This window comes from Paraburkholderia sp. SIMBA_054 (assembly GCF_046534875.1).
Lineage (GTDB): Bacteria > Pseudomonadota > Gammaproteobacteria > Burkholderiales > Burkholderiaceae > Paraburkholderia > Paraburkholderia hospita.
In genome coordinates, this window is the sequence record NZ_JAWRXV010000029.1 from 81,121 (window position 1) to 105,642 (window position 24,522).

Consider the following 24,522-nt stretch of genomic DNA (forward strand, 5'->3'; position numbering starts at 1 on the left):
GCCGAACGGAATGATTCCCTGGATGGCGTTCAGACGGACAGGTATTCGCGAATCCGGTCCGTGTCGCCGGCATCGCGCGAGCTCTGGTGCACGAAGCGCCCGCCCTCGATCACGAACAGCCTGTCTGCGACGTCGAGCGCGAAGGTCAACGCCTGCTCCGACACGAGGATAGCGATGTCGCGCGTCCTGCGAATCTCGTTCAGCGCCTTCGCGATGTCTTTGATGACCGACGGCTGAATGCCTTCAGTCGGCTCGTCGAGCAGCAGCACCTTCGGGTTCGTGACCAATGCCCGCGCGATCGCCAGCTGCTGCTGCTGGCCCCCCGAAAGGTTCCCGCCCTTGCGCTTGCGCATGTCATAAAGGACCGGAAAGAGCGCGAAGATTTCGTCGGGCACGCGCGAGCTTTCCGCGTTCTCAAGTCCCGTTTGAATGTTCTCTTCGACGGTTAGTGTCGAAAAAATCTGCCGCCCTTGCGGCACGTAACCGATCCCCTTCGCGACGCGCCGAAAGCTCTCGTCGTTCGATACGTCCACCCCACCCACGCGCACCGTGCCGCGGCCGGACGGCAGCATGCCGATGAGCGCCTTGAACAGCGTGGTTTTGCCCATTCCGTTCCGGCCCATCACAGCGACAGTTTCCTTGCTCGCGACATTAAATCCAATGCCATGCAGCACCTCGCTCTGCCCATAGCTCACCACCAGATCGTCGACTTCCAGCATGTTCCCTCCCCTCAGTGTCCGAGATAGACGTCGATTACGCGGGGATCAGCCTGCACCTGCGCCATCGGTCCCTCGGCCAGAATCTTTCCCTGATGCATTACCGTGACGGTGTGCGCAATGCGCTCGACAAACGCCATGTCGTGTTCAATGACGATCATCGAACGGTTGCGGCAGATGCGGTCGAGCAGTTCAGCCGTGATCTCGCGCTCGCGTGCGCTCATGCCCGCGATCGGCTCATCGAGCATCAGCAGTTCCGGGTCCTGCATCAGCAGCATGCCGATCTCGAGCCACTGCTTCTGCCCGTGCGACAGCAGGCCGGCCTCGAGATCGAGCGTCTGAGCCAGACCGATGTCCTGCGCGACCGCCTGGACGCGATCAGCTACCTCCGAACCCTGTTTGTACGCCAACGCGCCAAACACACTGCGCCCTCGCGGGAACGACACTTCGAGGTTTTGCGCGACCGTGAGGTTTTCATAGATGGAAGGCGTCTGGAACTTGCGCCCGATGCCTTTTCGCACGCGCCGGTACTCGGCCAGCCTGGTGATTTCCTCGTTGCGGAACTTGATGCTTCCGCCGGTTTCCCTGGTTCTGCCGCAGATGAGATCGAGCAAGGTCGTCTTGCCTGCGCCGTTCGGGCCAATCACGACGCGCAGTTCGCCGCGCTCGAGATAAAGGTTCAAGGAATCGATCGCCTTGAAGCCGTCGAACGATACGGTGAGATCTTCGATCGCCAGCAGAAAGTCCGTGTTGCTCATTGTTCATCTCCCTTCTGCGCGGTGTCGCACAGCAGACGCTGAAAACGCGGGCGCACATACTGATCGTAGAGTCCGGCGAGCCCATTCGGGAACGCCATCACGACACCGATGAACATGGCCGCCATGATAAACAGCCATAGATTCGGAAAGCTCTCGGAGGCCCAGGATTTTCCGAGGTTTACCAGCACCGCGCCATACACCGCGCCCACGAGCGACATCCGTCCACCGATTGCCGCATAGATCACCATCTCGATCGACGGTACGATCCCTACGAATGACGGCGACATGAAACCCACCTGGAGGGTGAACATTGCGCCACCGATTGCGGCGAGCACCGCCGCCACGCAGAACGCGAAGATCTTGAACATCGCGACGTCGTAGCCAGAGAAGCGCACGCGGTCTTCCTTGTCGCGCATCGCAAGCAATAGCGTACCGAGCTTGCTGCGCTGGATCCAACGGCAGACGAGCAGTGCAACCAGCAACAGCACCGAGTTGATGAAGTACAGAATGAGCTTCGCCTCGTTCGAGCGGATGTCCCAGCCGAGCAGCGTGCGCAGATCGGTGATGCCGTTGACGCCACCAGTAAAGCCCTGCTGGCCGATGATCAACACCGAGAGGATCAGCGCAACCGCCTGGGTGATAATCGCAAAATACACGCCCCCCACGCGCCGCCTGAACATCGCGTAGCTGATGACGAACGCGAGCGCGGTCGGCACGGCGAGGATCGCGAGGATTGAAAACGGCAGCGAATGAAACGGCTTCCACCAGAACGGCAACGCCGTCACCTGATTCCAGTCCATGAAGTCTGGAATGCCTGGCGTCGTCTGTGTCTTCGTCGAGATCGGGTCGGACGCCTCGAGTTTCAGGAACATCGCCATCGCGTAACCACCGAGCCCGAAGAACACGCCCTGACCGAGACTGAGGACGCCGCCGTATCCCCAGGCGATGACCAGCCCGACGGCGACGAATGCATACGTCAGATACTTGCCCATCATATTCAGACGGAACGCATCGAGGGCGAGTGGAAAGATCACGAGGATCAGCACGGCCAGTATTGCGATGCCGCCATAACCGGATGCATCGATCCAGCGCGCCAGCGTGCGCCAACCTCTCGTCGGCGCCGGGGGACTGGCCTGCGCGGATGCGCGGGCCGCCAAAGGATTCATGTCCATGTCCGTCTCTCCGAACAGGTTGATCATTAAAGGATATCGGTCGGCCGCCGGGAACCGGCGCCCACTGATACCGGGGAAGGAGTCACGCTCGCCGTACTTTCGACGCGAAGAGGCCCTGCGGACGCAGCATCAGGATGATCACGACAGTGAGCAGCGTGAGCACGCGTGCCGTAGATCCCGACAGGAAAAACTCGCTGATCGACTGCATTTGCGCGATACCGAACGCTGACGCCACCGTACCCAGCAGGCTCGCCGCGCCTCCGAACGTCACCACCAGAAACGAGTCGACAATATAAAGCGAACCGCTCGTCGGGCCGGTCGAGCCGATGGCCGTGAAGGCCGCGCCCGCCACACCCGCGACGCCGCAGCCGATCGCGAACGTCATCCGGTCCGTGAGCTTCGTATTGATGCCCGCCGCGTTGGCCATAGGACGGTTTGCGACTGTCGCCCGCACGCGCAGCCCCCAGCGCGAGCGATAAAGCGCGAGCAGCAATCCACCCGTCATCAGCAGCGCCAGCCCCATCACGAACAGTCCGCTCACCGGAATGTCGAGTCCCTGGGCCGGCTCCCACGAGCCCATGAGCCAGTCCGGCAGCGCGGGACTTACCTCCTTCGGCCCAAAGGTCGAGCGAAACACCTGCTGCATGCCCAGGCTCAAGCCCCACGTGGCCAGCAGCGTATCTAGCGGACGTCGGTACAGATGTCGTATCAGCGCCCATTCGGCAAGCCAGCCGGCGGCAAACGCGAGTAAGAACGCGGCCACGATCGCAAAGAAAAAATAGACCGGGGTGAACGCGTGCCACACGTTCTGAGCGAACCACGAAAACATGTACACCGTGTATGCGCCGATCGTCATGAACTCGCCGTGGGCCATGTTGATCACACCCATCTGGCCGAAGATCACGGCAAGGCCGAGCCCCATCAGCAGCAGGACGCTGAAGAGGCTCAGTCCTGCGAAGCCCTGCATCAGCGTAACGTTGAAAATATCTGAAGCGGCCATCGAAGTACTCCTGGAGCGGGGCTGCGCGTGCGCGACCCACCGTGCTGACATTGCAGGCAGTTACATGTAACCCTTTGGGAACGGGTTCGGCTGGATCGGCTCGGCGGACTGCGCGACCACCTTGAACTGGCCGTCCGGCATCCCCTCACCGATCAGCGAGCGGCTCCACAGGTGGTGATTGGGGTCGACCTTCGCGTAGCCCTGCGGTGGATTCTTGAGCTCTATACCCGCGGATGCGGCGACTACCTTGTCGATATCGAAGCTGCCTGCGCGCTCACATGCGGCCTTCCAGATCCAGGGACCGAGGTAAGCCGCCTGCGTCACGTCACCGATCACTGCGTGCGGGCCGTACTTCGCCTTGAAGGCCGCGACAAACTTCTTGTTGATATCGTTTTCGAGCGACTCGAAATATTTCATCGACGAATAGAAGCCGGCGAAATTGTCGCCGCCGATGCCAAGCACTTCGTCCTCGGTGACCGACAGCGTCATCAGGAACTGCTTTTGCGGTGTGATGCCAGCGCCTTTGAGCTGCTTGTAGAACGCCACATTCGAACCACCGACCACGGTCGCGAGAATACAGTCCGGCCGCGCGAGCTTGATCTTGTTCATCAGCGAGTAGAAATCGGTCGTGCCGAGGGGGTAGTATTCCTCGCCAACCACCTTCGCATGCAAATGCTGCTCGATATGACGACGCGCGATCTTGTTCGAGGTGCGCGGCCAGATGTAGTCTGAACCAACGAGGAAATACGTCTTCGCCTTTTTCGTCTGCGACGCCCAGTCGAGCGCCCAGAGAATCTGCTGGGTCGCCTCCTGGCCCGTGTAGAACACGTTCTTCGACTGTTCGAGTCCTTCGTAGAACGTCGGGTAATAGAGCAGCCCGTTGTCCCTTTCGAAAATCGGCAGCACTGCCTTACGCGAAGCCGACGTCCAGCAGCCGAACACTGCGGCCACGTGATCGTTCTCGAGCAGCTTCTTCGATTTTTCGGCGAATGTGGGCCAATCGGATGCACCGTCTTCCTGAATGATCTGGATCTTGCGGCCAAGTACGCCGCCCATCGCATTGATCTGGTCGATCGCGAGCCGCTCCGCCTGGATCGACCCAGTCTCGGAGATGGCCATCGTGCCCGTCGCCGAGTGTAGCTGGCCGACCGTCACGGTGCTGTCAGTCACGGCCAGACCGGTCGTGTTCACCTTCGCCGTCGGCGGCACCTGCGCGAACGCCATGCGCGGCATGCCAAGTGCAACCAGCGGCGCTGCGGCCATGCCGCCCAACAGACGTCTGCGCAATAGCGAAGGGGCGTCGGGTGCATCGTCGTCGAGTCGATCGTCTACGGCCATTACATTCTCCTTGTCTGATCCGCGTTGCGGGGAGTAGTCGCCGGCAGGTCCCGCCGGTGTGTGGGCCAGAATGTATGGAGCCAAAATGCGAAGCGAAATACGTTGATTGACGTATATCCAACGAAATTCATGGAACGTCACTTGCTTCTATGATCCCCCGCCATGGTCGGCGCACTCTTCTGGATCATTGAACATGACACGGATGCACCAGTCTGCATCGCCGCAACCCACAACACAGCGCATCGTGAAGATCAGGCGCGACTACAACGCATGGGTCGGCGACGAAACACTCGAAGATTACGCGCTGCGCTTCACGCCGCGCTCGTTTCGGCGATGGTCTGAATTCCGGGTCGCGAATACGGCGATGGGCGCGGTATCGTTCCTCGTGCTCGAGGCGATCGGCGGCTCGCTGATGATCAATTACGGCTTCACCAATGCCGTCTGGGCGATAGTCGCTGTCTCGATCCTCATCTACCTGACCAGCCTGCCGATCAGCTATTACGCGGCGCGCTACGGCGTCGACATGGACCTGCTGACTCGTGGTGCCGGCTTTGGCTACATCGGCTCAACGCTGACCTCGCTCCTTTACGCAAGCTTCACATTCATCTTCTTTGCGCTCGAAGCGGCAATCATGTCGCTCGCACTGCAGCTCTGCTTCCATATATCGATCGACGTCGCCTATGGGATCAGCGCGCTCGTCGTGATACCCATCGTGATGTTTGGCATCACGATGATCAACCGCCTGCAGAGCGGGACCCAGCCGCTGTGGCTCGTGCTGTTCGTGCTTCCGTATGCCGCCGTGCTGTGGAGACAGCCCAGCCTGCTCACCGAGTGGACGACGTTCTCCGGGCTTGCACCGCACGGGCGCGAATTCAGTTTTATCGCGTTCGGCCACGCCTGTACCGTCGTGTTCGCGCTGATCGTTCAGGTGGGCGAACAGGTGGACTATCTGCGCTTCCTGCCGCCGCTCGGCGCGCACAACCGCAAGCGCTGGTGGGCCGCACTCCTTATCGCCGGCCCCGGCTGGATCGTTCCGGGCGCACTCAAGATGCTGGGTGGCGCATTGCTGGCTTTCGTTGCCGTTCAATACGAAATCGACGTTTCGCATGCGGTGGAACCGACGCAAATGTATCTGGTCGCCTACCACCAGCTGCTCGATCCGCTCGGGCTCGCCAGCTGGGCGCTGCCGGCGATGACGCTATTCGTCATCGTCTCGCAGCTCAAGATCAACGTGACGAATGCCTACGCCGGCTCACTCGCATGGTCGAACTTCTTCGCCCGGCTCACGCACAGCCACCCTGGGCGCGTCGTTTGGCTCGTCTTCAACGTGCTGATCGCGCTGATGCTCGTCGAAATGGGCGTATTCGACGCCATCAGTAAAGTGCTGTCGATGTATGCGAACATCGCTATCGCGTGGATTGGCGCGGTCGTCGCCGATCTCGTCATCAACAAGCCGCTCGGCTACAGCCCCCGCCACGTCGAGTTCAAACGGGCTCATCTGTACGACATCAATCCCGTCGGTGTGGGCGCGATGCTAATCGCCACGGTGGTCGCGGCGCTTGCCGATACCGGAATGCTCGGCGAACCCGCTCAGGCGATGTCCTCGTTCATTGCTTTCGGCGTTGCGTTCGCGTGCGCGCCGGTCATTGCGATCGCAACGCGCGGACGATACTATCTGGCACGCAAAGCCGAACCGCCCGGGAACGGACAAACGCGGTGCTGCGTCATTTGCGAAAACGAATTCGAGTACGACGATACAGCCCACTGCCCCGCATACGGTGGCACCATCTGCTCACTGTGCTGTTCACTTGACTCGCGCTGCAACGATCGCTGCAAGCCCCACGCGCGGTTCGGATCGCAGCTGAACGCGACTATTCGGCGGATATTTCCGCGCATCGCGCCCGGGCCAGCTTCGCTACGCATTGTTCACTATCTCAGTCTCGTGGCCGCGATGCTTGCGCTGCTCGCGATCGTGCTGTACCTCGTCGGATCGCAAAGCGTGAGCGCGCTTGCCGCGCCCCATTCACATCAATGGGCAATGCTGGCACAGAGCTACGTGAAGATCTTCTTCGCCCTGTCGCTGATCGGCTGCATCGCCGCCTGGTGGCTCGTGCTCGAACGCGAAAACCGGCGGGTCACGCAGGAAGAGTCACAGCGTCAAACCGAACTGCTGATGCACGAAATTGACGCTCACCAGAAGACGGATGCGGCGCTCAAACGCGCGACGGCGGCGGCAGAGTCGGCAAACCGGGCCAAGAGCCGTTACGTCACCGGCTTGAGCCACGAGCTGCGCACGCCGCTCAACAGCATCCTCGGCTATGCCCAATTACTGTTGCAGGCAAAACATGAACTTCCGCAGGGCCGGTTCCATGCAATCGAAACCATTCATCGAAGCGGCGAACATCTGCTCGCGCTCGTTGACGGACTGCTCGATGTCGCGCGCATCGAAGCGGGCAAGCTGCAACTGAACGTCACGAAAGTGTCGCTGCTGGATTTCATCGCGTACCTCACCTCCATGCTGCGGCCACAGGCTACCGAAAAGGCGCTGAACCTCGACGTGCAAACCGTCGGCCGCCTGCCGCGCACCGTGAGGACGGATGGAAAGTGCATGCGCCAGATCCTCACGAACCTCATCGGCAATGCGATCCGTTTTACGCCCGCCGGTACCGTGACCCTGCGGGTCAGCCATGCATGGGATACATTGACGTGCGAGGTGATCGACACTGGGCCGGGCATTCCGGCCGCCGAAATCGAGCGGCTTTTCATGCCGTTCGAACGCGGTCATGCGGCGCGCGAGAGCGATCATGGCGCCGGCCTCGGGTTGACGATCTGCCGCCTGTTGACGCATGCGCTCGGCGGCAGCCTGGAAGTGGACAGCGAAGTCGGCAAAGGCACGCGCTTCATCGTGAAGCTTTTCGCGCCCGAGGCCCACGCTGTGGAAGCCGTGCGCAGAGACCTCGCGGACATCCGCGGATACCATGGGCAGCGGCGCACCGTTCTGCTCGTCGACGACTTGCCCGAACAACGCGCGATCGTGGCTCAGCTCCTCGCGCCGCTCGGTTTCCATGTCGCGGAGGCTGGAAGCGGGCCGGAAGCGTTGCAATGGCTCGGCACGCGTACCACCGACGCAATCATCATGGATATCTCGATGCCCGAGATGGACGGCTACGAAACGAGCCGGCTGATTCGCGAGCGCCAGCTCAGTGCGGCACCCATCGTGCTGCTGTCCGCGCATGCATTCGCCGACGACCGCGAGCGCGCGGCGACAATAGGCTGCGGTGACTATCTGTTGAAGCCTCTCGAAGTTTCGCTGCTGCTCGACAAGCTGGCAAGCCTGATGAAGCTTGAATGGATTGTCTCGCGTCAGCCAGCCGACGATCCGATGCCGCCCCTTTCCGGTCCGCAGGCGAACAACCGCTGCCTGCCACAAGCTTTGCGCACGAGGCTCAGGTCGCTGCTGGACTTGGGCTACATGCGGGGCGTGATCGAACAGCTTGACGCCTCGGCAGCAGAACTGCCGGAACTGTATGGCCAACTGATGTCGCTACGCTCGCTGGCCCAGCGCTTCCAGCTGACCGAGTTCGCGCATCAACTTGAACTTTTCTCAAGCGACTCGCATGGTTGAAGAATCCGTTGACCGTATTGACTCCATCCCGGTCGGTGTTCCGGCGGACCGCACCGTCGTGCTGATTGTCGACGACACGCCGGACAATCTCGCGCTACTCTCCGATGCGCTGCATTCGACCGGCTACACCGTGCTCGTGGCCCTGAACGGCGAAGCTGCGCTTAAATGTCTTGCACGCATCACGCCCGATATTGTCCTGATGGATGCAATGATGCCCGGAATGGATGGCTTCGAAACGTGCAGACTTCTGAAGCTCGACAGGAATCGCACGCATCTACCCGTGATCTTCATGACGGCGCTCACCGAAAGCGAACACGTTGTGCAAGGTTTCCGGGTCGGTGGCATCGACTATGTGACGAAGCCGGTCAAACCCGCGGAAGTGTGCGCACGCATCGCGGCGCACGTGCGACGCGCGCGCACGCAACAGTACACGGACGCGGTGGCGGGTCTGGAAACGCGTGCAGCCCTTATCGCGACAGTGGACGGCGCCATCCGGTGGCAAAACACGCAAGCGACGACGCAACTTGCACGGTACGACGACGCGCAGACGGGAGGCGGTGACGGGGAAGATGCGTCGCCCTGCCGCTTGCCCGACCCGTTGCGCCGGTGGTTCAGATCGTGGGTGGAGAATGGCTGTGACGTCCACGCTGTTTACGAGACCAACGCGAACGGCGTGCGCCGCACGGTCCGCGTCACCGGTAGCCCGATACGCGGCGAATGGGTGATGATTCTGGAAGAGTTCGACGACGTGGCGAGGACGGCTTCACTGGCGGCTCAATTCGGCATCACGAGCCGCGAAGCGGAAGTGCTGTTGTGGCTTTCCCGTGGAAAAACCAATCGCGATATCGGCGACATCCTCGATATGGCACCGCGCACCGTCAACAAACATCTCGAGCATTTATTCCGCAAACTCCACGTGGAAACACGTTTGGCTGCGGCAGCACTAGCAATCAAGGCTGAGCAGCGGCAATGACCGTAGGGTGCAAGCGCTTCGTGCGCAGCCCTGCTGGCCGGCAGGCGCGAGTCTCGCCGGTTCATCACGTCTGTCCGTCTCGCCATCATTACGACAGCGGCCATATCGGGCCAACTGCTCGCCAGCGCGCTGCTACCCGCCGATCGTGCCGATCGCGGCGGATCATATCGGGTTTCGCAGCACCACATTGCAGTATCAAGGCAAGCGCTACAGGATCGGCGCTGCCAGGGCCTGACGCGAACACGAATCACGTACTGGGTTGCGCGAGTTCAACTCACTCGTACCGCCTGCTGACAATGCGTGCAGCGCCGCGCGCGATGCCGCGCCAGGCTTGAATCCGGGCGCGACTTCGTTCACTCAAAAGGTTTGGCGAATACCCGCAGCGACTTGCGCCTGGTTGTTCGTCGCCGACGATCCGGCAGTGACGATGTTCGCGTACGCAAGACTCAAGCCACTGCCCCCCGAAATGTGCTGGTAAGCCGCTTCCACGTAAAGTGTTGTCCGCCTGCTCAGATGATAGTCGGCGTCCACCGTGACCTGTTGATTGTGCAACGTGGCGCCCGTCGAACCTGACAGATGCTCGTTCGTCAGTGTGTACCCTGCCCCGAAACTGAGTGCGCCACTGAGCGGATAGTGACCATACAGGCTGTAATTGTCGAAACGCAAGTCGTCACCGTTGATATCGGAAAACGCATTGTCGCTGGTAGCAAGAGCGAGATAGGTCGAGTGCGTATACAGGACGCCGACCGCGCCTTTGCCGATATCGACGTTCGCACCAGCGCCCCACACACGATGGTTTCCGGCAGGCAGGAAGGCGTACATGTTCGAGCCGACGGCACCGCCGTTCGCATTCGTTCCGCTCGCCGGATTGGTCGCGTCCATGTAGGCCGCTGCAAGGTGGAGCGGGCCATTGTCATAGCCGGCGCCGACGCTCAGCAGATTGTTGTTCGTGAACTGCCCCGCGTCGTTTGAAAAGGCATACATCGCGCCGAAATGGAACCCTGCGATTACGGGGCTCTGGTACTTGACAGAGTTGTTGATCGTGTAGCTGCCCCCGACGTTGTCGTTGTCGTAGACATGCGCCGACATGTTACCTCCGAACGCGCAATAGGCAGAGACCGGACACAGATAATCGGTTACCGGCGAATATTGCTTGCCTACCGTCACCGTGCCCCAGCGGTCATCGGAGAGGCCCACCCATGACTGGCGTCCGAACAGATCGTTACTGAACGGCAGCGCACCGTTGCTGAGCCCAAACTGGCTTTCGAGCGTAAAGATGGCATGCAGGCCACCACCGAGGTCTTCCTTGCCCTTGATCCCCCACACCATGGTGTTGTTGGCGCCATCGGCAAGTCCCAGGACCGAACCCGCATGCCCGTTGCTCTTTACGCTGTTGGTGTACTGCAGGCTTTCATCGAGTACTCCGTAAAGCGTCACGCTGCTTTGTGCATGGGCGATTGAAGCGAACATACCCGCGAGTGCGAGTACTGCTAATTTTGCTTTCATGGTAGACATCAACAGACCTTTCCTTATACTTACTTCAATTAGGTATCCTATACATGTACCGAAACAACGCACGGCAGCCGATTCTGCGATCGGCTGTCGTCAGCGCCGCGGTTGATCCAAGCTAACGTTCAGCTCGCGAGAAGCTCTCGCAATGCTTTGTCGAGCACTTCAATATCCACCGGGCTGGTTCCCGGACCGCCGGCAAAGTGGCCCCAGATGGAGTCGACAACGCGCAGTTCGGCGTTTGGCATATGCTTGACTTCGAACTCGCTGTCTTCAGGCGGGAAGTAGAGATCGGTCCTGCACGGCATGACGATCGCCTTCGCCTTGATGGACGAGAGCGCCTTGACGAAATCGCCTCCGTAAATCGGGTTATTGCTGATGTCCCCGTTTTGCCAGGTCCACAGCATGCCGAGCAGGTTGTTCGCATCTTTGGACAGCAGCCATCCCTCCCAGAAGCCGACGAGAAAATCTTCAATCGACGCATAGCCAAGAGTTTCCAGGTCGAGCTTTTCGCGATAGAACGACTGCGACAGCCCCCAACCCGCGTAGACGCGCGACGCCGCGCGCAAGCCCTTTTCGGGCTGCACGTCGTACCAGCCGTCGCGGAACGCGGCATCCGCGGTCAGCGCCGCCTTGACACCTTCGAGAAACACGAAATTGTGCCGCGAGCATTTCGCGGCCCCCTGGAACGGCAGGATGCGCTCGACCATCTCCGGATACATCGCACCCCAGTGAAATGTCTGCAATGCGCCCATCGACCAGCCAGTCACGAGAGCGATCCTTTCGATACCGAACACCTCCGTGACGAGCCGCCACTGCATACGCACGTTGTCGTACGCCGTCACGTTCGGAAAACGTGCTTTGCCGTATGGAGCGGGCGTGTTGCTGGGCGACGACGAAAGGCCGTTACAGAACATGTTCGGCACGACGATAAAGTACTTGCGCGGATCGAGCGCCTTGTCTTCGCCGATCAGCCATTCATTTTCGTAATGCTGCCCTGAGTACCACGTCGGGTAGACGATGACGTTGTCTTTCGCGGCATTAAGCGTGCCGTAGGTTTTGTACGCCAGCTTGGCGTCGGGAATGCGCATGCCGCTTTGCAGTACGACGTCGCCAAGAGAAAAAACTTTGTAATCGGACATCTTGAAACACCCTTAGTGATACACGTTGATGTAGAACCTGGGGCGGCAGCCCTCGTCGTTGAGCGCCGCCTTATAATCAAATGCGTTCCGCAGTCGTCGCCGCTTTCTTCGACACCTGAGCGATCAAGCCGTAAGCCACCGCGCTGACCACGAATGCCGATACCGCCGTCGAGAACTCCGGAAACTGTTTTTCGACGACATACGCTGCTACCGATCCGATAATCCAGGCTGCAAAGGCCTGGGCACGCCATTGCCTGTCGATCTCTGCCCCAGGCCGCGCGATATACAGGTCGACGATTACGATCGCGCCGATCGGCGGCACGATGATGCCGAGCACGGAAAGCCATGGAATGAAGAGCGCCCATACATTGGTCGCGGCAACCGCGATACCCGCGACGGCAAGGATAACGGCGGCGGTGCGCATCTTGACTCCGATGATCCGCGACCAGCCGACCGAGGCGTTATAAAGACAGTGTGCGCAGACAGAGCCGAGGCTGCTGAAAAGGAAGACCACCGCGATCGCACTCAGCCACGTCTCGTGTTGGTGGAGCATGTAGCCGAACATATTGTCCATTCCGAACGGCTGCGGATTGGGCAGCGCGATGGCCGCGGTCATGATGCCGCCCATCAGCATCGCGTAGCAGTTCGCAAAAGGAAATGCCGAGAATGTCGCGATCCACGAGTCGCTGCCATTTTTCGCCCAGCGGTTGAAGTCCGCTGAGACGGTGCCCGCATCGACGAAAAGGCTGATGACGATCGTCAATCCGACGCCGAATGCCATCGACGAAGCCGGGTTTGTGCCGCTATACGTGAACACGCTGCTCCATCCCGTATGGCCGGCTGCATCGACCGCCACCCAGGTGCCCAGAACGAGAAATAGCGGCACCGAGACCATGCCTAGCCAATGCAGGCCCCGTATGCCGACGAACGTTACGGCCAGATACAGGACGCCGGCAACGAACGTCATTAAGAAGTAGCTGGCACCCGACGACGAATGGATGAGATTGCCCGTGATGCCGGTCTGGACGGCATACCATCCGAGGAGCAGGCTCGACAGCAGGCCCGACGCCAGCGCATATCCCTTGCGCCCGAACACGCGGCTTGCAAGCAGCGCGAAGTTGAGCCCGTGCTTCGCTCCAAGGCCGCCTAGCAGACCGACATACATGAACATCAGCAGGTTACCGAGGAGCATCGCCCCGAGTCCGTGGAGAAAGCCCATGCCCGCGACGAGAATGGAACCTGTCATCGCGCTTGTAATGATCATCGGGAAGCTGATCCATACCGTCGCTACCGAGAGCACACTACGTCGTGCCGCGTGAGGAACAGGTGTGTGTTCGTACTCTTCCCCGAGCACATGATCGAGCGCGGCTTCGCCGCCAGCGCTTATGGATTGTGGAGATGACATGGTTTTCTTTCTCAATGAGACAAAGGCCGTTGAAAGGTGCCTCGATCTGATTTAACCAAAAAAAAAGAGCCCACCCCGCACCTTCACAGGTGCGGGGTGGGCTCTATTGCCCTTGCTTTCGTCGCTGTTGACGAATCGTTCGTGATGGCCAAGAGAATTAGATAGAGAAAAAACACTGTCAAGTCATTTTTTCGCGCAGGCATCTCGATGCACGTGCAAATGGCAGCGCGTTGGCGCTCGCAGTTTTTTGGTGGCTTGACAACTGGCCGCCTCTTCCGTAGCCTGCGTTCAATCGAACTTTCGCATTACCGCCAACACTGCCGGCAATGCGAAAAAGGCAACAGAGCCCGACCAGACCTATGAGTCTGCTCGGGCTTTTTTGTTTTCCATCATCAATACCGGAGAAAAGCATGCGTCATGGTGATATTTCCAGCAGCAACGACTGCGTCGGTGTAGCCGTCGTCAACTACAAGATGCCGCGCCTTCACACGAAGGCCGAGGTTCTCGAGAACGCGCGCAAGATAGCGGACATGGTCGTGGGCATGAAGCAGGGGCTGCCGGGGATGGACCTCGTCGTCTTTCCCGAATACTCGACGCACGGCATCATGTACGACCCCAAGGAGATGTACGAAACGGCGTCGACAGTACCAGGCGCCGAAACTGAAATCTTCAGTGCGGCTTGCCGGAAAGCAAACGTCTGGGGCGTCTTCTCGCTGACGGGCGAGCAACACGAGGAACATCCGCACAAAGCGCCCTATAACACGCTCGTGCTCATAAACAATAAAGGTGAGATCGTCCAGAAGTATCGGAAGATCATGCCGTGGACGCCTGTCGAAGGCTGGTACCCCGGCGATTGCACTTACGTGTCGGAAGGACCGAAAGGCCTCAAAATCAGCCTCATCATTTGCGACGACGGCAACTATCCCGAGATCTGGCGTGACTGTGCAATGCGCGGCGCCGAACTCATCGTGCGCTGCCAGGGCTACATGTATCCGGCGAAAGAGCAGCAGGTCATGGTCGCGAAGACGATGGCGTGGATGAACAACGTCTATGTGGCAGTCGCAAATGCCACTGGATTCGACGGAGTCTATTCGTATTTCGGCCATTCCGCGATTGTCGGTTTCGACGGACGCTCACTAGGCGAATGCGGTACGGAAGAAATGGGCATCCAGTACGCTGAACTTTCGACGAGCCTGTTGCGCGATGCTCGCAAAAATATGCAGTCGCAGAACCATCTCTACAAGCTGCTGCACCGCGGCTACACCGGCAAGATCAACTCGGGCGAGGACATCCATGGCGTAGCGACATGCCCGTTCGAGTTCTACGGCAAGTGGGTGAATGATCCCGAAGGCACGCGCCGCGAAGTCGAAGCGCTGACGCGCACGACGCCCGGCACGCCCGAATGCCCGATCGACGGCATTCCGCACGTTGAACCGACGCACCGCTAACGATCCGGGTGCGCCGCAAACGCGGCGCACCAATTTCTCAAGGACGATGCCGATGCAGGATATGCTCGCACAATATCGAATCAGGAAAACGCCCTACTACCGGCCGGTCGGTCAGGAGGCGGAGCTGTTCGCCGCAGCCCATGCGCTGCGCATGCCGCTCGTCCTCAAGGGCCCGACGGGGTGCGGCAAAACGCGCTTTGTCGAGTACATGGCAGCACAATTGAACAAGCCGCTCGTGACCGTTGCATGCAACGAGGACACGACGGCGTCGGACCTTACCGGCCGGTTTTTGCTGCGCGGCGACAGCACCGAATGGCAAGACGGACCCCTGACGCTCGCCGCCCGCTACGGTGCGATCTGCTATCTCGACGAGGTCGTCGAGGCGCGCCCGGATACGCTCGTCGTCATCCATCCGCTGACCGACGACCGGCGGATTCTGCCGCTGGAAAAGCGGGGGGAACTGATTCACGCACATCCAGACTTTCAGCTGATCGTGTCGTACAACCCCGGCTATCAGGCATTTGGCAAAGACCTCAAGCCATCAACGCGGCAGCGCTTTGGCGCCATGGAGTTCCATTATCCCGACGAAGCGGCCGAAGTCGATATCGTCGCGCACGAAGGCGAAGTGGAGCGCGATATCGCACTCAGGCTGGTGCGCGTCGCGGCTCAATCGCGCAAGCTTCGCGGCAGGGAAGTCGCCGAGGGCATGTCGACGCGTATGCTCGTGCACGCGTGCGCACTGATTCGCGGAGGAATCGATCCACACGCGGCCTGTGCACTCGCAATGACGCGCCCGCTTACCGATGACGACGAGGTACGCGCCGCGCTCGACGGTTTCGTGCGCGCGCAATTTGGAGCTTGATTCCAATGCCGGAGGACAACGCTAGCGACATGCGACAGCCGACAGCTCGAAGCGACAGGCGCTCACCGTCTGTTGCGACGACGCGGATGCTCGAATGCTATGCGGCTGGATTCGCGCCCCTGAGTGTCGATGCAATCGACGGGCTGAAAGACCCTGCACCGATACAAGTCATGATTACGGCCGACATACCCGACGAAAGCGACGCCGTTTCATTGCGGACGTCGATTGGCACAGACCTGATCCGCGTCGCCTGGATTCCAGACTGCGACGGCCGGATTGCCGTGAGCCATTATCAGGCGTGCGTGGCTCACGCTCTCGCCCATCTGCGCTTCTCGCGCCCATCGACGCCGATCGGCTCGCGCGGCGCACTGAGAATCGCACTCGCATCGCTCATTGAGGACGCGCGAGTAGAACGCTTGATGATGCGCGAGTACCCTGGCCTGCGCGGTTTGTGGGGCGCATTTCACACGGCATCGGCGGAGTATGGTCCGCAGACCTTCGGCTCGCTCGCGGCGCGCCTTGCCCGCGCGCTGCACGATCCCGGTTACGACGACCCGAACGATTGGGTCTGCAAAGGCCGTCGGCTCGTCGACGAAATCGCCGACCTTCACGAGGACATTGCGGCCTATCAGGAAGTTGCTGACGTATTGGCCGTCGACCTCGCGCAAATGCGCGTGCAATTCGATGCAGCGTCATACAGCGTGGAGCCGCATTACCGGGACGACAATACATATCTGTGGGCCATCGAAAGCGAGCCAGCGCATGCGCGGCTGGAACGCGCGCCCAACGCGGCCGATCGGGCCGCGGCACAATCGAACACGGCGGACACTCGGATCACGCACGACAATCCGCCGACCGACGGCGCGCTGCGTTCTCACCATTATCCGGAGTGGCATGCCCGGGTGGGACTCCTGTTCGAGGACTGGGCTTGCGTGTACGACCATGAGCAGATAAGCGCGCATGACAGTGTCCAGTTCCGGAAGGCGACAGACCCGTGGCAACTGTTGCGCTGTCGACGGCGGCCGACCACGCCCTTTCGCGGCCGGCTGGAAGGCGACGAACTCGATCTGGCCGCCGTACTCGACCATGGCATCGCGCGACGCACAGGCGTAAGCGGCGACGGGAGAATCTTCGAGCAAAGGCGACGGACGCCACCGAGCGTGTCTCTCCTGCTCTTGCTGGACTTTTCGGCTTCCACGAATGACAAGACCGCTGAAGGCACTACGACGGTGCTCGACATCGAGAAGGCGGCTGCGGCAAAGTTGGCGTCATTTCTAGAACCGACCCGAACGCGTATCGCCGTGCACGGCTTTTGTTCGAACGGACGCCATGATGTGCGGTATACACGTATCAAGGATTTCGATGAACCGTTTGGCGAAGCGCAGCACAGCAGGCTGCAGGCCCAGCGGGGCGCCTTTTCGACGCGCGTAGGCCCAGCTTTGCGGCATGCGGCGAAGCAGTTTGACAATGAACAGAGCGACGCAAGGCTGTTGATGCTCGTCACGGACGGCCAACCGCGCGACGTCGACGTCCACGACTCCACTCATCTTATCGAAGACGCACGCCACGCAGTGTCCGCGCTGACTTCGCGCGGTATCCTGCCATTCTGCTGCGCTTTGGACAGAGACGCGGGCAAATATGTTCGCACGATTTTTGGTGCGGACCGCTATCTGATACTCGATGGTCGGCGTGACCTTGCATGGCAAATCGGCGAGGTGCTCGAAAGCTTGCGGTAACTTTATGCGAGTCCTCCGGACCCGGCAGCGAAAAGCCTGCTATAGGCAAACTATTTTTGGTCAGCGACAATCCGTAGCCGCTACGCGGCTGCTGATTATTTCAGGTACGAATCAAGGAACAGGCGTGCACCACAGTGGCATATACCGAGACTGTCAAAGTAGGCGTGCTTTTTTCCGAAACGGGCGTTACGTCGGCGATTGAATCGTCGCAACTCTATGGAACACTCTTCGCAATAAGCGAAATCAACGATGCGGGCGGCATCGGCGGACGCGAACTCGTGCCAGTCCGATACGATCCGGCTTCGGATCCCGCGAAATATCGCGCGTTCGCGGAGCGGCTTATCCTGACCGACGATGTTCAGATAATTTTCGGCTGTTATATGTCGAGTGCGCGCAAGGCGGTAGTGCCGATCGTCGAACGCTGGAACCGGCTGCTTTTCTATCCAACGTTGTATGAAGGTTTCGAATACTCGGAAAACGTCATCTACACCGGTGCAGCGCCCAATCAGAATAGCGTTCAACTCGCCGATTTCATGACGTCGAACTTCGGTGCCCGTGTCTATCAGGTCGGCTCGAACTACATTTACCCGTATGAATCGAACCGGATCATGTCGGACCTTGTTTCGCAGTACAGAGGCGGTGCGAAGGTTGGCGAACGATACGTGCGGCTCGACGCCACCGAATGTGACTTCACCGAAATAGTCGAAGACATTCGCGCGACGAGCCCCGATTTCATATTTTCGACCGTAGTTGGAAACGCGACGCAGCACTTCTATCGCGCGTACGCGCGAGCCGGCCTCGATCCCGCGTCGATGCCTATCGCAAGCCTGACAACGTCGGAAAGCGCCGTCAAGCAGATGGGCACCGACATTGCCGAAGGCCATTTCACAGCGGCGCCCTATTTTTGTTCAATCGCGTCAGCGACCAATCGTGCCTGTCTGGAGAAGTTCGGCCGAATGTTCGGGTGTGAAACCGTGCCGAATGCAAGCTGGGAGGCAGCTTACTTTCAGGTCCATCTCTTTGCACGGGCAATGTGCGCCGCTGGTTCTGCGGACATCGAGACGCTAATGCCGGAGTTGCTTCGCAGCAAATTTGACGCACCGCAGGGCCCGGTCAGTATTGATCCGTCGACTCACCATACACATTTGAATCCGCGCATCGGTCGCGTGAACCGCGAAGGACAATTCGACATCGTATGGGAGTCGCCGGCACCCATACGGCCCGATCCTTATCTCGTCGCCCACGCGCTCGGTGACTGGATGGTTCGATGACGCGTGGGAGCTGTAAATGAACGACGATGACCGGGCCGGTCACGGAAGGCCGGCGCAGGCCCCGCCGATCTCGCATCTGCTAAGCGATTTGCGGTCACTGCGTGTCTGCGTGTTTCATCCGCACGACAGCGACGGTGCGCAGCTTGCGCAACAACTCGAGCGCATCGGGTGTAGCGTTCAGGCTTTCTGGCCGCCATTGCAATCGCCGCCGCACAGAACCGACGTCGTTTTCTTTGCGCTTCTTCCCGACAAGTTGAACGCCATTGACGACTGGTGTACAGACGATGACTCGCCGCCGACAATCGCGGTTCTCAACTACGAGAACCCCACTATCATGGAGGCAATGCTGCGAATCGACGCAAAGGCTGTCGTCACCTCCCCCATCCGGTCATTCGGCCTGCTGAGCGCACTTGTTCTCGCGCGCGAGATCGGCCGTGAGCGCAAGAAGCTACGCAAACGAATCGTGCGCCTCGAAGAAAAGGTCGGCAGCGCCCGCAAAGTCTCGGAGGCTCAGGACATTCTGTGCGGTCAGCGCCGCGTCTCTAAGGACGAAGCATACAAGATCATGCGCGAGCAAGCGATGACCAAGCGCATGACGGTCGAAGATATCGCCTCGGCCATCATCAACGCGAGCGACATACTCTCATCTGGCGGAGGACCGCGTTCAGGTTAACCGTTTCTGTTAGCTGCGATACCGCCTTTGTGCCGCTATGACACCCGGAAGCCGCTAACGCGGCTCCCGATGTAGGCGATGCCATGACGGGGCCGTCCGGAACACGCATTGCAAGCGATGACGCACGAATCGGCGAACATTTTGATAGTCTTTATTAACGGCTGCTTTGCGCACAGAAAGCGAAAGTATGCAGAGTTGAAATGCGCGACTGGTTTTTTTAAGCGCGCGGGTCGATGCGCGAGACCGGGCTTTCACCGTCGCTACCACTGTCGGTCCCTGCGATGCGCACGCCGCAATCATTTCGGCATTCTTTTCGCTCCCGCGTCGCGCAGCCCCGGAAGGCGAACGGAAGCGGCTCTTACCAAGGAACGGGCATGTATGAAGTGCGCAGGCGTAGCAAGCAAGCATGGCATCCATCGCCCGAGGTTGCAACGGCGTTTCGACAGCTTTATATCGTCTCGAGTGCGGCGGCGCAGCTCGGCGGTTATGCGCTCGAGGTCCCCGAGCAGCAATGGCGTGCGCTCGTGGAATGCACGGAGCGGGCGAAGACAATTCTTCAGCATGAACCCGTCGACGAAACAGACCTCGGAGCGGCATTGTGGCGCCTTTTGCACACCTGTGAATACGTCGTGGAGCTTTACGTAGCGGGTCGCGTGTGTCCACCAGCAGCCTGGCGGGAAGCCGGCACCTTGGGACGCGAAGCCGACAGTTATTTAGACGAAACCGCCAGCCGTCATCGGGAAGCCAACTCATGAATGCCGCGCCGTTTGTTAGATCTTGCCGGTCGAAGGCAAAAAGCCGGCTGCTTGTTGGTCAGGTCTGCTTCCATGTACATGCGCGTAGTCGCCGGCTTCTTGTGACCCAGCCCCAACGCGATGACTGTCAGGTCAACACCAGCCTGGAGCAGATGCATGGCCTTCGCGTCGCCGAATGAGCTTTCCCCGAAATTTCGCCTTCCGGTAGGTCGTGTGCAAACTCGATCGAAAGGAAGGTAAGACGAAAATGTTCAAGGTACCAAACGCTGCCTCAACTTTAGACATCGGCATCGCTCCCTCGCAAGCCCTAACCCGGACGACGATCAAGCGATATGGATGACGAAACGGCGATGAACGTTGAACAGCGGTGGACAGATGCAGGCAACTGGTTGCTAGTTTTTCAAGGCCATCGAATTTGTCTGCGAGGCGCGCCAAGACGGGATTTCTGATCGGCGAAGCCAGATCGGTTAAAGTCCAGATTTCTGAACGTAGCGAATGACCGGAAACCGATGCTGGCAAGGTGGTTGGCAAAGCGTTCGACTACGCCTGCAACCTTGCCGGGCGTGACGAAGACCACGCCTGCCGTCCATGTCGGCGACCTGCAAGACATAGGGCGCTGTCACGTTAAATTGTTCGCGACATAGTATTGCTCGGGCCGACCTCCTTCTCAGAGGCCAGACGGATTCTGGGTGAGATCAGTGAAGCGATGCCAGGCAGCGAAGCGTTCGCCGAGTTGTTTTCGATAGAGCGAAGCGCGCAGCAAATGTCGCTCTATCGCAAAGTGCTGCCGGACTGGCCCGAAGCTTGACAAGAACGCCGCGTGCGTTCGGGATTGCGAAAGCCTCGCATGCGGCGCTCGCGTTCGCGCGTAGGTTGACGGCTGTTCTCGGCCCGGTTGTTCACTCTGGCACTGGCCCTGGCCCTGACGAAGACGTGTTTGACGTTGACCAGGCCGGGGATCTGGGCCTTTGCTGCCGAATAGCGACGGAGTTGATCGGTCACGATCTTGCGCGGTCTTCGGGACCAGAGGCCGGCACGCGTTTGAAAGATCGCCTCGCTGCCACCTTATCCCGATGCTTCTGCAACAGGATGTCGAGTTCGGACCCGTGTTGATCAAAAGCACGCCACAACAGATAGAGAACGCCGCGCAGCGTCACAAATACTTCGTCCAGATGCCATGTGGTGCCGGGCTTGCGACGCGCGGCCTTGACGCGACGCGCAAAGCCCGCGCCGAATTTGTCGCACGAGCGTCGAATCGATTCATAGCTGACGACGACCCCGCGCTCGAACAGCAACTCTTCGATGTCGCGAAGGCTTAGCTGAAACCGGAAATACCAGCGCACGGCGCAGCTGATGACGGCTGCCGGAAAGCGATGGCCGTGATAAAGCGGTTTTGCATTCTTCATCGCGCGATCATCCGCGACTATCCCGACAAAGTGACAAAGCCGCCGGCACTGCAACGTGATCGCGCCGTACGTGACGGCCCCTGGCAATCGCAATGAATCGCCTACGTTGCGAGAAGCGCTGCCGCAACTCACGCTCATCGCCCGTACCGTGGGCTTGGACCTGCGGGGCACCATCGTGAGTCTGGATGGCGTGTACGATTGCCGGCAGTAGAGCCATTTTTAACAGCGACACCCACCCAAGCGTGCGGCTCGGAACACTTCGGTGCACAACTCTCCCGAGACGGGCCGCTGCAGTGTTCAGTCAGGAGCGCACATCATGCCTAGTTAACCTTACTAAGCGTGCTCGTGTCGACGTGGGAAAACGGCTTGCCGTACACATTCAATCCTGTTGTTTGTGCGTATTTCAGCGTGTCTCCCGATATATCAAACGTGATCGTAAAGCCAGTGACGTCGTCATTTTTCACCATGTACTGGGACTCGGCCACACCCTTGGATTGCGATGTCAGCGTCATTTTACTTCCCGGTTTCCCTTCAGCTACGACGCAAACCCCTCTGGGAATACAGAATGTGTCATATACCATCTGACTCTTCTTGTCATATAAAAGGTAACCTCTTTGGTCATGGAATTTCTTGTTATCCCTTTTTCTGAACACTTCAAGTTTGTAGTACATTGCAGCGAGGTACTGATCAGATGCGTTTTTGGCATCAGCTGCCGGCTCAAAGGATAATGTTTCGTAGTACGGCTCCACAGCGGGCCCTCCCTTGCCGACCTTTGAACCCGCCTGGCCCGGCGCCACATCTGTGCCTCCTGACGCGACAGTCTTCCAGGTCCCTACAAATTTAGCCAGGGGACCGAAATCCATTCCATTGATCACAGTTTCCTGTGCGTACGATGCGGTGACCGGAGCAACAAGCGCAGCGGCAACCGTGATGGTTCTGATAATAGACTTCGCGGGATACGATTTCATAATGGTATTCTCCGTCGGATTGCTTGGTGAAAGCACCTTACCAAAGGACTATCCTCGAAACGAGTGCATGAAAATGAAATTAAATTCATGTGGTTCTCTGCGACTTCGCCCTCAAGCGCAAAGCTCGCCAGTTTTCTGGTCTATGAAATAACTTTCACATAGATACACCCGATGTTAAAGGCTAGGTCGACTACATTTTCGGCAATGGGTCGGTCTCACCGCGCGCTGATCGATCGTATCGACAAAGATATGTGTGACACACTGAGGACCGAAACCGCGCGAGAGCAGCGGCTGAGGATCGAACTTATGAAGACCATTAAGCTAACCTATCTCTCTCTGCTATTGGGGCTGAGCCTGCTGTGGGTTATGGCCGATGATTTCTCAAGCGCACTGCACGCATTCCGTGCTTTGCAGCTATCGATGATCAACTTCACCGGCCTTCTCGCGATCGGATGCATGAGTGCCGGCATGCTTCTCGCGATGCGGCCGACCCGTGTTGAACCGTTTCTCGGCGGTCTCGACAAGACCTACCGTCTGCATAGATGGCTTGGTATCAGTGCACTGGTGCTTGCCATAGTTCATTGGCTCTGGGTCAAGATGCCGAATTGGTTCGTCGGTCTGGGCTGGATGCAAAAGCCATTGCGCAAAACGGTGTCGTCGCCGGGGGAAACGCTGCCTGCCGTTGCCCATTTCCTGGCCACGCAGCACGGGCTCGCCAGAAGCACTGGCGAATGGGCGTTTTACGGGACAGTGGTGCTTGCTCTCGTTGCCTTGCTGAAAAGCTTTCCTTACCGCCATTTCTTCAAGACCCATCGACTTATGGCAGTTGTGTATCCCGCGCTGGGGTTCCACGCGATCGTGCTGATGAAGCCCAGCTACTGGAACGCAGCCATCGGCCCGGTCGTGGGACTGCTCGTGCTTGCGGCCACGCTGGCAGCCGCCGTCTCACTGCTGCGCCGGGTTGGACACACGCGGCGGGCGGTCGGAGTCATCGAGAGCCTCGTACATTATCGGGACATGCGGGTGCTCAGTGTGGCGATCAAACTGAGAGACCGCTGGCTCGGTCATGCCGCCGGTCAGTTTGCGTTTGTCACCTTCGATGCCGCAGAGGGCGCGCATCCGTTTACCATTTCATCTTCATGGTATGAGGACGGGATGCTGCGCTTTCATATCAAAGGCATTGGCGACTACACCGAGAAATTGCCTGAAACCCTGAAGACCGGCGGTCTCGTGACCGTCGAAGGGCCCTATGGCGCCTTCGACTTTTGCGGCAACAAGCCGAGGCAAATCTGGATCGCCGGTGGCATCGGCATCACGCCGTTTCTTGCCCGGATGCAGGCGCGAGCGCGCCACGCCGATGAGCCGGATGCGCGCGCCGTGGACCTGTTCTACAGCACTAATGCACACGACGAAGAGTTCATCGGCGCAATGCGGCAACTGGCAACCGGCGCAAACGTACGCCTTCATGTGCTGGTTAGCGGCAAGGACGACCGCCTGACAGCGACGCGCCTCTGCGAGATCGTCCCGGCATGGACGTCCGCGGATGTCTGGTTTTGCGGACCCGCGGCGTTCGGTCGGGCGCTACGGGAGGATTTGGTGCGGCTCGGATTGGCACAAGCGGATTTCCATCAAGAACTGTTCGACATGCGCTGAGTAGCCCCAGCGAGGCGGTTGCGATGTCCGGCGAGGCCGGCGTTACCACGCGCCGGCATTACCCGGAACCGCTTGGGCCGGCACCGACCAACTCCTTTATCAGGAAGGCGCC

18 protein-coding genes and 1 pseudogene are annotated in these 24,522 nt (G+C 59.4%); 9 read left to right on the top strand and 10 right to left on the bottom strand.

The genetic code is table 11. From position 1 onward, the window contains the following. Positions 1–29: 29 nt before the first annotated feature. The 5 genes from urtE to urtA all read right to left on the bottom strand — a co-directional run bounded on the left by urtE (position 30) and on the right by urtA (position 4,984). Positions 30–719, bottom strand: coding sequence for an urea ABC transporter ATP-binding subunit UrtE (gene urtE, locus SB822_RS30860; RefSeq protein WP_410856311.1), 690 nt, complete (start codon positions 717–719; stop codon positions 30–32). A gap of 11 nt (positions 720–730) precedes the next feature. Continuing rightward, positions 731–1,474 carry an urea ABC transporter ATP-binding protein UrtD gene (urtD, locus tag SB822_RS30865; RefSeq protein ID WP_410856312.1) on the bottom strand — a complete coding sequence of 248 codons (744 nt, stop codon included), beginning with the start codon at positions 1,472–1,474 and terminating at the stop codon, positions 731–733. Beyond that, positions 1,471–2,646: an urea ABC transporter permease subunit UrtC gene (gene urtC / locus SB822_RS30870; protein ID WP_410856313.1), complete on the bottom strand. Its 1,176-nt coding sequence runs from the start codon at positions 2,644–2,646 to the stop codon at positions 1,471–1,473. The genes urtD and urtC overlap by 4 nt, the downstream gene beginning before the upstream one ends. 82 nt (positions 2,647–2,728) lie before the next feature. Then, positions 2,729–3,646, bottom strand: a complete 918-nt coding sequence (gene urtB / locus SB822_RS30875; protein ID WP_410856314.1) for an urea ABC transporter permease subunit UrtB — start codon at positions 3,644–3,646, stop codon at positions 2,729–2,731. A 60-nt stretch (positions 3,647–3,706) separates the two neighbouring features. Next, on the bottom strand, positions 3,707–4,984 hold the full coding sequence (gene urtA, locus SB822_RS30880; protein ID WP_410856315.1) for an urea ABC transporter substrate-binding protein: 1,278 nt from the start codon (positions 4,982–4,984) through the stop codon (positions 3,707–3,709). Positions 4,985–5,177: 193 nt separating this feature from the next. Here urtA and SB822_RS30885 point away from each other — a divergent pair, with 193 nt between their 5' ends. Both SB822_RS30885 and SB822_RS30890 read left to right on the top strand, forming a co-directional pair. Beyond that, positions 5,178–8,609 carry an ATP-binding protein gene (locus SB822_RS30885; protein ID WP_410856316.1) on the top strand — a complete coding sequence of 1,144 codons (3,432 nt, stop codon included), beginning with the start codon at positions 5,178–5,180 and terminating at the stop codon, positions 8,607–8,609. Beyond that, positions 8,602–9,582, top strand: a complete 981-nt coding sequence (locus tag SB822_RS30890) for a response regulator (protein WP_410856317.1) — start codon at positions 8,602–8,604, stop codon at positions 9,580–9,582. The genes SB822_RS30885 and SB822_RS30890 overlap by 8 nt, the downstream gene beginning before the upstream one ends. Positions 9,583–9,939: 357 nt before the next feature. On the opposite strand, the gene SB822_RS30895 is transcribed toward SB822_RS30890, so the two are convergent. The 3 genes from SB822_RS30895 to SB822_RS30905 form a co-directional block, all read right to left on the bottom strand. Further along, positions 9,940–11,088: a porin gene (locus tag SB822_RS30895; protein WP_410856318.1), complete on the bottom strand. Its 1,149-nt coding sequence runs from the start codon at positions 11,086–11,088 to the stop codon at positions 9,940–9,942. Positions 11,089–11,216: 128 nt separating this feature from the next. Further along, positions 11,217–12,233: an alpha/beta fold hydrolase gene (locus SB822_RS30900; protein WP_410856319.1), complete on the bottom strand. Its 1,017-nt coding sequence runs from the start codon at positions 12,231–12,233 to the stop codon at positions 11,217–11,219. A 76-nt stretch (positions 12,234–12,309) separates the two neighbouring features. Next, on the bottom strand, positions 12,310–13,638 hold the full coding sequence (locus SB822_RS30905; protein WP_410856320.1) for a purine-cytosine permease family protein: 1,329 nt from the start codon (positions 13,636–13,638) through the stop codon (positions 12,310–12,312). Positions 13,639–14,048: 410 nt separating this feature from the next. Between SB822_RS30905 and SB822_RS30910 the strand changes: the two genes are divergently transcribed. From SB822_RS30910 to SB822_RS30935, 6 genes are all read left to right on the top strand, one after another. Then, complete coding sequence (locus SB822_RS30910; protein WP_410856321.1) at positions 14,049–15,086, top strand: aliphatic amidase; 1,038 nt, start codon at positions 14,049–14,051, stop codon at positions 15,084–15,086. A gap of 52 nt (positions 15,087–15,138) precedes the next feature. Further along, complete coding sequence (locus SB822_RS30915; protein ID WP_410856322.1) at positions 15,139–15,948, top strand: CbbQ/NirQ/NorQ/GpvN family protein; 810 nt, start codon at positions 15,139–15,141, stop codon at positions 15,946–15,948. Positions 15,949–16,118: 170 nt separating this feature from the next. Then, positions 16,119–17,684: a nitric oxide reductase activation protein NorD gene (locus SB822_RS30920; RefSeq protein ID WP_410856323.1), complete on the top strand. Its 1,566-nt coding sequence runs from the start codon at positions 16,119–16,121 to the stop codon at positions 17,682–17,684. Between the two features lie 134 nt (positions 17,685–17,818). After that, positions 17,819–18,955, top strand: coding sequence for a transporter substrate-binding domain-containing protein (locus SB822_RS30925; protein WP_410856324.1), 1,137 nt, complete (start codon positions 17,819–17,821; stop codon positions 18,953–18,955). 16 nt (positions 18,956–18,971) lie between these two features. Further along, entirely contained in the window at positions 18,972–19,628 is a 657-nt protein-coding gene (locus SB822_RS30930) for an ANTAR domain-containing response regulator (RefSeq protein WP_410856325.1), read from the top strand. A gap of 374 nt (positions 19,629–20,002) precedes the next feature. After that, positions 20,003–20,383, top strand: a complete 381-nt coding sequence (locus tag SB822_RS30935; protein ID WP_410856326.1) for a hypothetical protein — start codon at positions 20,003–20,005, stop codon at positions 20,381–20,383. A gap of 667 nt (positions 20,384–21,050) precedes the next feature. On the opposite strand, the pseudogene SB822_RS30940 reads toward SB822_RS30935, so the two are convergent. Together SB822_RS30940 and SB822_RS30945 are read right to left on the bottom strand one after the other, a co-directional pair. Continuing rightward, positions 21,051–21,789, bottom strand: a pseudogene (locus SB822_RS30940) (IS6 family transposase). A 320-nt stretch (positions 21,790–22,109) separates the two neighbouring features. Further along, positions 22,110–22,757, bottom strand: a complete 648-nt coding sequence (locus tag SB822_RS30945) for a heme-binding beta-barrel domain-containing protein (RefSeq protein WP_410856327.1) — start codon at positions 22,755–22,757, stop codon at positions 22,110–22,112. Positions 22,758–23,063: 306 nt separating this feature from the next. On the opposite strand from SB822_RS30945, the gene SB822_RS30950 reads away from it, so the two are divergent. Further along, positions 23,064–24,410, top strand: coding sequence for a ferric reductase-like transmembrane domain-containing protein (locus SB822_RS30950; RefSeq protein ID WP_410856328.1), 1,347 nt, complete (start codon positions 23,064–23,066; stop codon positions 24,408–24,410). Positions 24,411–24,522: the final 112 nt, after the last annotated feature.